Source organism: Planococcus sp. ANT_H30 (genome assembly GCF_008369335.1).
In the GTDB taxonomy this organism is placed as follows: Bacteria; Bacillota; Bacilli; order Bacillales_A; family Planococcaceae; genus Planococcus; species Planococcus kocurii.
Genome location: NZ_VOBJ01000006.1, coordinates 121,475 through 134,525 on the forward strand (window position 1 = coordinate 121,475; position 13,051 = coordinate 134,525).

Below are 13,051 nucleotides of genomic sequence, written 5' to 3' on the forward strand. Positions count from 1 at the left end.
CCTTATAGAATAAAATGCCTCTGAAGCTTTAGCTTCAGAGGCATTTTTGTCAGTTGTTATTTGATTCATGACCATCATGAATGGCGAGCAATCGCTGTTTTAAATCTTCTTCCATGCGACCGATTTCAATCTCAGCAGCTTTCCGGTTTCTGCGACCTTCTGACTGGATTTTTAAGGTTTCTTCAATTGTTTCTAATAGATTTTCTTGTGTTTTTTTCAAGGTGTCAATTTCAACAATGCCGCGCTCATTTTCACGAGCTGTTTCGATTGAATTCATTTTCAGCATTTCAGAGTTTTTCAACAGTAAGTCATTGGTAGTTGCAGTGACTTGCTTTTGAGCTTCAACAGCCTTTAACTGTTTGTTTAAAGTTAAAGCAATGGCGATTTGATTTTTCCATAATGGAATGGATGTCATGATAGATGACTGAATCTTCTCTGCGAGCGTCTGGTTGGTTTGTTGAATCATACGAATCTGTGGCGCGCTTTGAATGGTAATTTGGCGTGATAATTGTAAATCATAAAGGCGTTTTTCCAAACGGTCTACATACTGAACCATATCATTAACTTCTTGATAAACCATTTGGTCCTGTGACATTTCTGCTTTTTTACGTAGTGCTGGAATCGTTTCGCTCATAATTTCATCACGCTTAATTTCTGCAGCAGCGATGTAGACATTTAATGCTTGGAAATAAGTCTTGTTTTGGTCATAAAGCTGTTCGAGCATTTGCACATCATCGAGAAGTCCACGTTTGGAATGATCCAGTTGGATGCTGATGCGGTCCACTTGACTACTAAGCTTTTGGTATTTCGTCATCATTTCTTGGATCGAATACTTAGCTTTTGAAAAAATCTTGCGAATTCCTGATTTTTTACTTTGTGTCAACTCTTCAGGATTCAGTTCTTGTAACTTTTTCATCAAATCATTTAACACATCACCGACAGGACCAATGTCCTTGCTCTGCACATGATCAAGCATTTTATGCGAAAACTGGCTGAGTTGGTTTTGAGCATTGGCACCATAAGTAAGAATCGCTTCATTGTTCCCAATAGGAATTTGTTTAGCAAGCTCACGCGCTTTCGCTTGCTCGTCTTTTGATAAACGATCCATCAACGTAACAGGACGTTCTTCTGCTATCTCTCCAAGTGTTTGTTCCTGCGTTTTCATTTGCATACCAAAAGGGGATTCCAATAAATCATCTAACTCACTTCGAGTTGAAGGTTTTTCTGTCATCTTCCACGTCTCCCTCATGTTCAGATTCTGGCTGAACGAGTAATTTCTGATTGTTATGCTGGTCGACAGCCAATTGTGCATAATCTAATTCCATACGCAATTTTTCAATGTCGCTGGACAACACACGTTTTAAATCCTGCTCCATTACTTTGTTAAGTGATAGCAGCATTTCCCGTGTGTCTTGCAAAGCAATGCGCATTTCTTGGTCTTTAACTGGTTGTCCAACAAGCAACGTATATTTTTCTGTCAATTCAATTGCTGAATCTAAATGAGAATAAAAAAACGGTTCAGCTAAATAGAACTTCCTTGGGTTTTGTTGCACGATGAGTATGATTTTATTGGCAATTTTCGTCATATCCATCAACTGCTTAAAAGAAGAAATCGAACGAACTTTATAATAATTGCCTTGCAACTGTTTGATTTTTTCTTTGCCTTCTTTTATTTGGGTTCGCACATTTTTTAACTCGCTGCGCGTCATGCCAAGACTTTTGGAGTCCGTAGAAATTTGAACTTGCTTAAGGGTGCTGTTGCTAGCGATATAAGTTCCGGCTGCAACTGCTCCAGAAGCAATCAACCCAATTTCTGCACCTAAATAAAGGACTGGGAACATCACAGCCATTATCGGCAGGCTCACGGATTGTCTCTTAATAAAATTTTCAATTGGCTTTAAGGGCTTCATGCAAAGGACCTCCTTCACTGCTACTTAATCTATACGTCCTGCGCATTGAAAAGTTTCATTTCACTGCACTTGCTACTCTATATTTTACGTGAAACAAGAAGTCAATACAAACTTTCGAAACTCGTAAAAAAATGACTGAAACACTTTACAAGCCTATTAAGATTTGGCACAATGCTAACTAGGGAGAAATGAGGCTGTTGCATGCATGACATTATTTACATAAGAGCAAATTTTGAACCGTGGTGGATGTTTGAGGGATGGCAAGATCAAATTATTTCGCAACAACAGTTCACTTTAGCGGAAAACGCTAGAAACTGCCTTGAAGAATTAAAAAAAGAATTCAGCCAACGATTTGTTGAAAGTGAGCAAAGAGAGGTAGCTTTTTCCTGCTATTGGAATGAAGAAGAAGTAGAGTACTGTGAATCGTGTGAAGAAGATTTGCAAATATTTCACGGCTTGATTTGGTTATTTAATGGGAATCCTCAAACAAGTTTTTAGATTTGTTTGACATTTGTAGTCAATTTGATATAATAAATGAAACAATATGAAATCTTGACCAATCACAGCTATTCACATATTCCCAAAAGTGATCAGCAAGTAATGGTACTTTAGGGAATATGTGAATTTTTTTATTGAAAAAGATTCCATATTAAAATTTTTCTTACTACAGGAGGTAATTTACATGCAAGAAGGAACAGTAAAATGGTTTAACTCAGAAAAAGGCTTTGGTTTTATCGAAGTTGAAGGCGGAGACGATGTATTCGTACATTTCTCAGCAATTCAAGGTGACGGCTTTAAAACGCTTGACGAAGGGCAACGTGTTGAATTCGAAGTAGAAGAAGGCAACCGTGGACCACAAGCGACAAACGTAACTAAAGCATAATAACCAAGAACCGCTCTTTCGGGAGCGGTTCTTTTTAATGGAATGAAAAAAGGTAATGTCCGTTAGCAATTGATTAGCTTTAATCGGTAAGGTTTTTATTAAGTGTCAGAAGGGTATAAAAAGATGACTGGATAAAGTCGATATGGGAGGTTTTCAAAATGGAAGGCAAAGTGAAATCATTTGATGAAAATAAAGGGATCGGTATGATCCTAGGTGACAACGGGGAAGACTTTTTTTTCGAGGAAATGAATATTAACGTAGAAGGATTCCGAAAATTGAATCCAGGTCAACCAGTAAAATTCACCATTTTTGAAGGTGTAGCTGATAAAGAACGTGTAGCCACTAATATTACCTTAGTATTTTAATGGTTAACAGAATGCCCAAGGGGGACAAGCAAATGACGAATGAGTATTTGAAAAAACCGATGCCAAGTGAAGAAAAGCAGCATGACTTTTACCAGAAGTTACGGTTAAAAGTGCAGAACTGGGTAGATAGTAAACCGGGGGTTGTCGGAACAGTGAGCGGGTATGTTTTGTTTGCTCCTGATTTGTTCCATTTGTTAACGAGGTTAATGCTAGATAGCCGAATTGATTCGAAAAGTAAAGCGGCTATTGGTGCTGGGATTATGTATTTTATCGCACCCATTGATTTCTTGCCAGAGATTCTCGTAGGACCTGGTGGATTTTTGGATGATGTTGTTGTTGCGGTATTCGTTATCAATACGATGTTAAACAAATTCCCAACAGAAGTCATTACCGACCACTGGGCAGGCGACGAAGATCTATTAGCGCTTGTTAAAAAAGTATCAAATTCAGGAAACAAATACGTTTCCAAATTACCTGCAGGTAGATTAGTAAAACGTTTCACCAAATAAACAATAAAAAAAGCTAAAGATCTGTACAGATCTTCAGCTTTTTTCTGCCTAACAGAAAAAAACAGGCTCCCTCAGTCGTGCGAGAGGAGCCTGTTTTAAGTCAACTAAACGATTGATTAGTTTGCAATGCCTTGCGTTTCTTTCCATTCTAAATATTCATCGTAGCCTAATTGCTTATCAAGAATTGAACCGTCTTCACGGATTTCAATGACACGGTTTGCAACGGTTTGGATAAACTGATGATCATGAGAAGTAAAGACCATGGCGCCTTTAAAAGCAATCATGCCGTTATTTAATGCTTGAATCGATTCAAGGTCCAAGTGGTTTGTTGGCTCATCTAATAATAGAACGTTAGAATGAGAAAGCATCATTTTCGAAAGCATACAACGTACTTTTTCGCCACCAGATAAAACAGAAGGTTTCTTTTTCACTTCTTCACCGGAGAATAGCATTCTACCAAGGAAGCCGCGCAAGAAAGTTTCGCTTTCGTCTTCAGGTGAGTACTGACGAAGCCAGTCTACTAAGGATGTTTCGCTGCCTTCAAAGTAGGATGTGTTGTCGAGTGGCAAGTAAGCACGTGACGTTGTCACACCCCAACGGCTGTCGCCTGTTTCGGGTTGGTCTTCTTCAGCAAGAATACGAAGAAGCGCGGATTTAGCAAGTGGATCGCCAATCAAGACAATTTTGTCTTCTTTGCTCATATTAAAGCTAATGTTGTTTAACAATTTCTTGCCGTCTACAGTTTGACTAAGATCTCTAACTGTCAACACATCGTTGCCGATTTCACGGCCGACCGTAAAGTTAACAAACGGGTATTTACGAGAAGACGGACGAATATCATCCAGCTCAATTTTATCAAGCATTTTTTTCCGTGATGTCGCTTGCTTCGATTTAGATGCATTGGCAGAAAAGCGGGCGATAAAGGCTTGAAGTTCTTTGATTTTTTCTTCTTTTTTCGAGTTTTGATCTGATGCTAAACGCGTCGCTAATTGACTTGATTCGTACCAGAAATCATAGTTACCTACATACAGCTGAATTTTACCGAAATCAAGATCGGCGATATTCGTGCACACTTTGTTCAAAAAGTGACGGTCATGTGATACAACGATGACTGTGTTCGTGAAGTTCATTAAGAAGTCTTCTAGCCATTGAATAGCTTTCAAATCTAGATGGTTTGTTGGCTCATCCAGTAATAGAACATCTGGTTTACCAAACAAAGCTTGTGCCAAAAGCACTTTTACTTTATCTGACCCTGAAAGTTCAGCCATTGTTTTGTCGTGAAGATCCTCAGAAATGCCAAGTCCTTGCAAAAGAATAGCTGCTTCAGATTCTGCTTCCCATCCGTTAAGTTCAGCGAATTCGCCTTCAAGTTCAGCTGCGCGCATGCCATCTTCGTCAGAAAAATCTTCTTTCATATAAATAGCGTTTTTCTCAGACATGACTTCATATAATTTTTTATGGCCCATAATAACTGTTTCAAGGACAGCGTGCTCTTCGTACTCAAAGTGGTTTTGTTTTAATACCGCTAAGCGTTCACCAGAACCCATATAGACATTTCCAGACTGTGCTTCAAGTTCACCAGAAAGAATTTTGATGAATGTCGATTTACCAGCACCATTGGCACCAATTAATCCGTAGCAATTACCAGGGTTAAATTGAATATTTACATCCTCGAATAGTTTGCGATCACCAAAGCGAAGACTCACATCGTTTACTGCTATCATTTATACGTACCTCCCAAATTTCACAATAAGATTAGTATACCACGAAATCCACGGAAATCGATAGCAATCGCCCGTGGTCTCGGATAAACTAAAAATAGAAGCAGGTTTTATCTGGATTTGCGTTCTAAATAAGCTTCCAACATACCTAGCTCTTTATTTAATAAGTATTCCATCTGAACATAATCACGCCGACCGGGAATATGCTCTTGGGTCAGGCCTTTCATCGAATAGATAAAATAATAGCCACCAATTTGACGGAATAAAACGACGACATGAGGAAATTCATCGAAAATTGCTTTTATATTATAGCGCTTTGCGTAACTCCAATTTACGAGTTTCATTGACAACCCGCCTTTCACACCTCTATTTTAAATGAACAGACGGTGGGAACACAAGTTTGTATTCATTTATAAAATAAAGAAAGTTTGAGTAAAGAATAAAAATTATAGTAGGATTATAATAGAATTGAGTGAAGATAGAGAAATGATGCTGACCAACATTTTTTGAAAGGATTGCTTTCACATAAATTATTGCTAAAATTCTTAAAAGTTAGGCCTTTTTATGTAAATTTCATGATAACAGACTAGCATCGTTTATCGCAGTCGGTAACTTACCGAGTTTAGTAATTGCTATTTCGCTATGCGGAATTTTTCTGAATGCCTTGTTTATCATGTTTAGTAGAAAGCGATAATTGCTATCTTATTTTTCTTATTGCACAATAAAAAAGATTAATCGATTTTTCCAGGTTCCATCTCAAACAAAGCTTTTATGGATTTAAATTGCATCGAAACAAGCCAAGAAAGATAAAGAGATATTAAAGGAAAGATGATACACCAGGACGAGACCATCGTAAATGACAATTCTGAATCTGGAAAAAAAGTTGTGAAATACCAATAATTATAGCTCAAAGTTAAAATCAATGTTGCAATCGGTCCAATGTAGATTCGTCTAGTGAAAATGGACAGCAAAATTCCGATTCCAATAACAATGATGGGAACGACTAGCAATTGCATAATGATTGGGTCAATAGATTCAATAAATTTCAATCGAGTACCTCCCTGAAAACGAAGAATAAAGTAAGAAAATCTAAATCAATTGTTTTATTAGTTGAATAATCAGTTTATTTTAATGGGTAAAAAAAGCTGACACATTAAGCGTCAACTTTTTCCCAAGTAGAGGTAAGAAATTCATCGCGACCAGATGCTGCTCGGTCGTTTTTGTAGTGTTCGGGATTTTTCTTGTGAAAGTCTTGATGATAATCTTCAGCTGGGTAAAAAGGTGTGGCCTCGCGGATTTCAGTGACAACCGGTTTAGTGAAACGTCCGCTGTCGTTGAGTTCCTGCTTTGACTTTTCCGCAATCACACGTTGGCGTTCATTATGAACGAAGATGGATGCACGATAAGAGGGACCACGGTCTTGAAATTGACCTTCGTCGTCTGTCGGATCAATTTGTTGCCAAAAAATATCGAGTAATTGTTCGTAAGAAAAGACATCAGGTCGGAAAGTGATTTCCACAACTTCCAAATGACCTGTTGTTCCAGATTTTACTTGTTCGTATGTAGGGTTTTCAACATGTCCCCCACTATAGCCTGAAACGATCTGTTCAATGCCGTCAAACTGATCGAACGGTTTGACCATGCACCAAAAACAGCCGCCAGCAAATGTCGCTTTTTCCGTCATTTAATCGTCTCCTGTCAGCTTGATAAGAAGAATCTTACCACTCTAGTGGATTTCCGACAATGAAAATGTCTTCTCTATTAATACTAGCAGTGGAACGCTTCCTTTAGCTTACTGAATTTCGGTATAATAATGTGCTGATGGTGAACGACCGCCATGTATATTCACGGAATGGGGACCAGCACTATTTATTTTATGTCCAGCTGCGCTATTTAAAAAATGTCGAAACTTAATAATCACGATAACGTCTTATTGACGTGAAAGTTTAGAAAGGAGTGCATTCCTTATGGAAGAAGAATTACAACCCATTAAAAGAAAAAGACGCAGAAAAAGAAGATTTCGACTGCGTGGCATCATCTTCCTGCTCCTGATTGTCTTGGTCGCTATTGGTACTTATGCATTCATACAATTTAAAAATGGTGAAAGTTTGGCAGATCAATCACAACAAGACCCTGTTATCTTCAATGAAGACGAAGCAAATGGAGAATATGAAAATATTTTAGTGCTAGGTGTGGATTCACGCGGGGAGGAGAAGTCTCGTACAGATACGATGATGCTCGTAACACATGACAAAGTGAACGGCGAAATTAAATTAACTTCATTTATGCGGGACATTTATGCAGATATTCCGGGCTATCAATCTTATAAACTTAATACCGCTTATTATTTGGGCGGTGTTGATTTACTTGCAGAAACGTTAAGAGGTATGTTTGGTGTAGAAATTCATCACTATGCACTGATCGATTTTTCGAGTTTTGAAAGTCTTGTTGATGTAGCTGCACCAAATGGTGTGGAAATTGATGTCGAAAAAGAAATGTCTGAACATATCGGTGTTTCTTTAACACCAGGTGTTCAAAAATTAACTGGTAAAGAACTTTTAGGATATGCTCGTTTTCGTGCCGATAACGAAGGAGATTTTGGACGAGTACGTCGTCAACAGCAAGTTATTACAGCGATGAAAGATGAAATGGCTAGTGTTACGGCTATTCCAAAACTTCCTAAGTTAGCTGGAGCATTACAAGGTTATGTCCAAACCGATATGCCGTTACTGGACCAAGTGAAGTTAGCGGCGCAATTAGCAACTGGAGGAGGCGGGGAAGTTGAACGATTGACTTTGCCGGTTGAAAACAGCTATAGCTATGGGAATTATTCTCACGCGGGCTCAGTTTTGGATATCGATGTTGAACAAAACAAACAGGCGTTACGCGAATATTTGTCGCAACCCTTAGACTAACTTTGTTATAATTATGCTAATATGAGACTATAAAGTTTATTCAGAAAAGAGGAAGCTTATGCAGTCAGAGGACAAGCCATCATTCTTTGCTACTAGTTATATTCGCTTTTTAGGGGGAAGAAACACCCTATTCACGCTAATTTCGTTGCTTTTGCTCGGATTGGTGGTATATATTTTTAGAGAAGTTTCATTCTTGTTTCATCCTATTAGCGTTTTCATGAAAACAGTCGTGCTGCCGATTGTATTGGCATTGGTTTTCTTCTATTTATTGCGACCGATTTTGCGTATGTTGGAGAATTTTAAAATAGCGCGTATTTGGGGAATCGTTATTATTTTTCTTGGCGTAATTGGACTAATCACCTTACTAATCGTCTTGGTTTTTCCTTTTTTACGCTCCCAATTTGAAACATTAATCGTTGATTTCCCAAAATATTTTATGCAATTATTGACGAATGTAGATGGATTTTTGAGAACATCATTTGTCGGCGACTACTATAGTGAATCTAATTTCACGATTGATACCTTACTTGCTACGTTGCCTGCAAATATAGCAGATACGTTGCAAAATACAGTAACCAGTGTCATTACTGGGATTACGGGGTTAATTTCGACGATTACGGGCGTTATTTTGTCGATTGTTATTGTTCCATTTATCTTGTTTTATCTTTTAAAAGACGGCGAAAAATTGCCGGATTATTTCTTGAAACTTTTGCCGCCAAGATTCCGCGATGATACACGTGAAGTATTCGCAGAAGCAGATAAGCAACTAGGTGCTTATATTCAAGGTCAGTTAATTGTTGCATTTTGTATTGGTGTCATGGTTTATATTGGATTTTTGATTATCGGTATGGAGTATGCATTATTATTAGGAGTCCTAGCAATGGTTACGAGTGTTGTTCCTTATATCGGTCCGGCAATTGCTATTGCACCAGCTGCTATTATTGCTTTAGTAACGTCACCATTCATGCTCGTCAAGCTGGCGGTTGTTTGGACTGTTGTACAATTAGTTGAAGGCAACTTGATTTCACCGCAAGTCATGGGCAAGACCATGTTTATCCATCCAGTGACAATTATTTTCGTCTTATTGACAGCAGGTTCCTTGTTTGGCGTCGTCGGTGTAATTCTAGGAATACCGATGTACGCTTTAGTGCGGGTATTGGTTTCTCATTTTTATAAATTGTTTAAACGTCGCTATAATCGACACGAAATCAATTTAGAAAATCAATACGATTATACAGATTTGTAGTCGTGTTTCAAAATGATCGAATTGTGGTATATAAGTACTAACAAAAGTTGGGGGTTTCCACGATATGAAGTTTAAAGATTTTTTATCATCTATTGGCATTGGGTCACTAAAAGTGAATACAGTGGTTGAGATGCCACATTTAGAAGAAGGCGAAACACTGAATGGTACGATTTATCTTGATGGTGGGGACGGAGAACAGACAATTGATTTTATCGAATTGAATGTCATAAGACTCGTTGAAGATACAAGAGATGACAGCGACTTTGATTTTTTTGAAACCATCATTGCGAAACAATCAATGGAGTTTGCAGGATCGGTCAAGTCAAAAGACACGGTCATGCAGCAATTTGAAATTGTTCCAGATGAGCGTTGGATGTTAGAACACCCAAAAGCTAAATTGATTTTACGAACTATTGTCCATGTCAAAAATGGCGTTAATGCAAGAGATGAAGACCTTATCACATATGGGCCGTTAGAGAGCTGAAATACAGCTCTCTTTTTTTTATGTAATGAAAGCGAAAGAATTTCTCAATTGAAAAGCAATGCAGTTAAATATGTTAATAATAATATTATGTGAACTCAAAAGAGCCTATTTATCCCATACAAATCAACTGAAAAGTTACAGAGGCTCTGTTTTTATTTACTATGTAAAATATTACATAAGGTTATTAATTGAAATTAAAAACAAAAAACATGCAATACAAGAAAGACGAAAAAAAAGAAATTCTCTTTAAAGAGATTTCCTTTTTTGAAAAGATTTTTAGCTCAACCAAACGCCGCCAAGACAGCTAATAAGTAAAATCGTCATAAAAACACCAGACATGAAGATATCTATGCGACCTAATCGAATAGGGCAGTAATAAGCGCTTCTAATGTTACCTGTAAACCCGCGTGCTTCCATAGCAAATGCTGATCGTTCAGCCTTTCTAACGGCTCCAGCAAGCATGGGAATTAACACACGGCGCATAGCTAGTATTCGTTGCCAACTGTATTTCTTCGTTTCAACAACGCGCAGTCTTTGAGCTTGTTGGATTTGTAAAAATTCTTCTTTCATAACCGGTAAAAATTGATAGCCGACCATTACACCATACGCAAGCTTCGGGGAAAGCTTTAACTGTTGCATGAGACTCATAATAAACTTAACCGGATCGGTCGTAAAAGCGAATAACAAAGACAAAGTCGAGAACGCCATAACGCGAAAAGCTAGTGACAAAGCGTATGCCCATTGTGTATCAGTCACATCAATTCCAGCAAATGACCAAATAACGGTACCGCCAGTATTTGCGCCGAATACGACAGTAGTCCATAAATAACCAAAAGCACCAATCGAAAAAGGGAGCATGAAGACCAACCATAGCTTCCAATTTGTACGACTCATTGTGAGTTGTAAAAGAATGATGCCTAGCCAAAACAACAGGGGCGTCCACGGATTAAAAAAGAACGCAATAATAAGCATTGAAATCGTCACTAAGATAAATTTGATTGAAGGATTCATGTCATGCAAAAGATTTTGCAAGGTCAGCCACTCCTTTTGGTGCTAGTAAATGGTGTAACGTTAGCAGTCTTTCGTTCTGCCATACGTCTTTTGCTGCAAATTTACCTGTCAGCTCGCCACCTTTAATGAGTAGCACCGAATCAGCAAGGCTCGCCGCAAATTCCATATCGTGTGTCACAATCAAAAGCGTTGTACCTTCCCGAGAGCGCTGGTCAATCAATTCAAAGAGTTCGAGCAGCGCGGCAGCATCCTGCCCAGAAGTCGGTTCGTCCATCAATAGTACTGGGCGTTTATCGGCGAGCATAGCGGCAATCGCTACACGGCGTTTTTGTCCGTGGCTAATGGCGAAAGGATGAGCGTTGTGAATTTCATCCAGACGCAAGTTTGTCATTAATCTATCGAGTTCTGAGCGACTAGAGGCTCCTGAATAAGCGACTTCTTGAGCGACTTGTTGCGTCAAAAACAAATACTCAGGAGATTGTGGAACATAGCCAATGCCTTTTGACTCAACAGTACCGGTCGACTTTTTGTAAATGCCACATAGTGATTTGACGAGTGTGGATTTACCGCTGCCATTTGGTCCCGCAATAACGACTATTTCACCGCGTTCAACTGAAAAGGATAAAGGCGACAGCAATTGGCGGTTGTTAATCGTGAATGACAGTTCTTCAGCTCGTAATGCTGTGGTCTCTCGTATTGCAGAATAGCGTTTGGGGAATAAAACCGGCTCTCTCTGTGTAAAAGACTGGTCCACTACTAGACGACCATCCCCATCCAGTTGGATTTCTCGTTCGAAAAAGGAACCCCAACTGCTTAACCTGTGCTCAACCGCAACAATTGTTAAAGAAGATCTTGTCTGTAGTTTCTCTAGCCAGTCGACAAATTGTTGTGCTGTATACGGATCCAAGTGAGAAAGCGGTTCATCTAGCAATAACACTTCCGGGTCCATGATTAACGCACAAGCAGTTGCAACTCGTTGTTTTGTTCCACCTGACAACGACTGAATGACGGCTTTTCGCAGATAGGTCAGGTCCGTCAATTCTAAAACCGCGGTAATGCGAATGTCCATGTCTTCAAAAGGTGTATGCAAGTTTTCTAACGTAAACGCCAGTTCTTCTTCAACAGTAGGCATGCAAAACTGTGAATCAGGATCTTGAAAAACTGTTGCAACGCGGTGATTGATTTCTCCAGGGGCATAATCACTAGCTGGTTTTCCGAATAGACGAATTTCACCGTCAATTGAGCCATCGCAGTTGTCAGGATACAAGCGATTTAGTATATACAAAAGCGTGCTTTTGCCGCAACCACTGGGTCCAGAAATGACTAGCTTTTCGCCTCGACAAACCGAGAACGAAAGATTTTCTAAGGTTTTTTTAGAGTCTTCAGGAAAGTGAAACGACACTCCATTTAAAGAGAAAATCTCTTCAGGCATTGATATCACCTTTTTTCGTTCGAGCAATGGCGTAACCGCGGAGTGATCCGGTCGCAAGTAAAGCGTCTCCGATATACTTTCCACCAATACCCGCAATTATTGCCCCACTAAGAACGCGAATCGTAAACATTAACGCGATGAATGATGGATCCAGTGCTGCATAACCAGAAATGAAGTAGCCGTAAACAAAGCTGAAAACAGCTGATCCGATTCCTGCAAGCATAAGCACCAAAATAGTGAAATGCTTATAACCGGTTAATGCAAATGCCGCTTCAGCACCGAGCCCTTGAATAACACCAGATAAAATGAGACGCGGGCCGACAGCATTGCCAATTAGGACTTCAATTGCCGCAGCCATCGTTTCAGAAAGAAAGGCAGCACCCGGCTTGCGGATAATATACATGCAGATTATTGATACAATAAACCAAATACCGAACATCCATTCATAAGCAAGTGGTCCAATTACAGCTGCCCAAATATTCGCTGCGTGAACAAACAATAAATAGACGATGCCGAAAACGACCGCAAATAACGACATCAATACCACTTCTTTTAATTTCCACGACTTCAACATA

The 13,051-nt window shown here is 39.1% G+C and carries 16 protein-coding genes; 7 read left to right on the forward strand and 9 right to left on the reverse strand.

What is annotated here, in order from left to right:
- Positions 1–49 precede the first annotated feature (49 nt).
- Entirely contained in the window at positions 50–1,231 is a 1,182-nt protein-coding gene (locus FQ085_RS13290) for a toxic anion resistance protein (protein ID WP_058385253.1), read from the reverse strand.
- Positions 1,203–1,910, reverse strand: coding sequence for a 5-bromo-4-chloroindolyl phosphate hydrolysis family protein (locus FQ085_RS13295; protein ID WP_058385254.1), 708 nt, complete (start codon positions 1,908–1,910; stop codon positions 1,203–1,205). The genes FQ085_RS13290 and FQ085_RS13295 overlap by 29 nt, the downstream gene beginning before the upstream one ends.
- A gap of 201 nt (positions 1,911–2,111) precedes the next feature.
- Here FQ085_RS13295 and FQ085_RS13300 point away from each other — a divergent pair, with 201 nt between their 5' ends.
- From FQ085_RS13300 to FQ085_RS13315, 4 genes are all read left to right on the forward strand, one after another.
- Positions 2,112–2,408 (forward strand): DUF1033 family protein, encoded by a 297-nt coding sequence (locus tag FQ085_RS13300; RefSeq protein ID WP_149456823.1) that lies wholly within the window; start codon positions 2,112–2,114, stop codon positions 2,406–2,408.
- A 184-nt stretch (positions 2,409–2,592) separates the two neighbouring features.
- Complete coding sequence (locus FQ085_RS13305) at positions 2,593–2,793, forward strand: cold-shock protein (protein WP_058385256.1); 201 nt, start codon at positions 2,593–2,595, stop codon at positions 2,791–2,793.
- A gap of 158 nt (positions 2,794–2,951) precedes the next feature.
- Positions 2,952–3,158, forward strand: coding sequence for a cold-shock protein (locus FQ085_RS13310; RefSeq protein WP_058385257.1), 207 nt, complete (start codon positions 2,952–2,954; stop codon positions 3,156–3,158).
- A 32-nt stretch (positions 3,159–3,190) separates the two neighbouring features.
- A complete protein-coding gene (locus FQ085_RS13315) occupies positions 3,191–3,667 on the forward strand; it encodes a YkvA family protein (protein WP_058385258.1) in 477 nt (158 codons plus the stop codon).
- Between the two features lie 116 nt (positions 3,668–3,783).
- On the opposite strand, the gene FQ085_RS13320 is transcribed toward FQ085_RS13315, so the two are convergent.
- From FQ085_RS13320 to msrA, 4 genes are all read right to left on the reverse strand, one after another.
- Positions 3,784–5,391, reverse strand: a complete 1,608-nt coding sequence (locus tag FQ085_RS13320; protein ID WP_058385259.1) for an ABC-F family ATP-binding cassette domain-containing protein — start codon at positions 5,389–5,391, stop codon at positions 3,784–3,786.
- A 107-nt stretch (positions 5,392–5,498) separates the two neighbouring features.
- Positions 5,499–5,732, reverse strand: coding sequence for a hypothetical protein (locus tag FQ085_RS13325; protein WP_058385260.1), 234 nt, complete (start codon positions 5,730–5,732; stop codon positions 5,499–5,501).
- A 387-nt stretch (positions 5,733–6,119) separates the two neighbouring features.
- Complete coding sequence (locus FQ085_RS13330; protein WP_058385261.1) at positions 6,120–6,437, reverse strand: hypothetical protein; 318 nt, start codon at positions 6,435–6,437, stop codon at positions 6,120–6,122.
- A 104-nt stretch (positions 6,438–6,541) separates the two neighbouring features.
- Positions 6,542–7,072, reverse strand: a complete 531-nt coding sequence (msrA, locus tag FQ085_RS13335) for a peptide-methionine (S)-S-oxide reductase MsrA (RefSeq protein ID WP_149456824.1) — start codon at positions 7,070–7,072, stop codon at positions 6,542–6,544.
- Positions 7,073–7,355: 283 nt separating this feature from the next.
- Between msrA and FQ085_RS13340 the strand changes: the two genes are divergently transcribed.
- The 3 genes from FQ085_RS13340 to FQ085_RS13350 all read left to right on the forward strand — a co-directional run bounded on the left by FQ085_RS13340 (position 7,356) and on the right by FQ085_RS13350 (position 10,033).
- Positions 7,356–8,303 carry an LCP family protein gene (locus FQ085_RS13340; RefSeq protein WP_058385263.1) on the forward strand — a complete coding sequence of 316 codons (948 nt, stop codon included), beginning with the start codon at positions 7,356–7,358 and terminating at the stop codon, positions 8,301–8,303.
- A gap of 58 nt (positions 8,304–8,361) precedes the next feature.
- Positions 8,362–9,549: an AI-2E family transporter gene (locus FQ085_RS13345; RefSeq protein WP_149456825.1), complete on the forward strand. Its 1,188-nt coding sequence runs from the start codon at positions 8,362–8,364 to the stop codon at positions 9,547–9,549.
- Between the two features lie 64 nt (positions 9,550–9,613).
- A complete protein-coding gene (locus tag FQ085_RS13350) occupies positions 9,614–10,033 on the forward strand; it encodes a sporulation protein (RefSeq protein WP_058385265.1) in 420 nt (139 codons plus the stop codon).
- Between the two features lie 276 nt (positions 10,034–10,309).
- Here FQ085_RS13350 and FQ085_RS13355 read toward each other — a convergent pair whose 3' ends face one another.
- The 3 genes from FQ085_RS13355 to FQ085_RS13365 are packed head-to-tail and all read right to left on the reverse strand — an operon-like array spanning position 10,310 to position 13,050.
- A complete protein-coding gene (locus FQ085_RS13355) occupies positions 10,310–11,065 on the reverse strand; it encodes an energy-coupling factor transporter transmembrane component T family protein (protein WP_149456826.1) in 756 nt (251 codons plus the stop codon).
- Entirely contained in the window at positions 11,046–12,476 is a 1,431-nt protein-coding gene (locus FQ085_RS13360) for an ABC transporter ATP-binding protein (RefSeq protein ID WP_149456827.1), read from the reverse strand. The genes FQ085_RS13355 and FQ085_RS13360 overlap by 20 nt, the downstream gene beginning before the upstream one ends.
- Positions 12,469–13,050 (reverse strand): ECF transporter S component, encoded by a 582-nt coding sequence (locus tag FQ085_RS13365; protein ID WP_149456828.1) that lies wholly within the window; start codon positions 13,048–13,050, stop codon positions 12,469–12,471. Before FQ085_RS13365 ends, FQ085_RS13360 begins: the two co-directional genes overlap by 8 nt.
- Position 13,051: the final 1 nt, after the last annotated feature.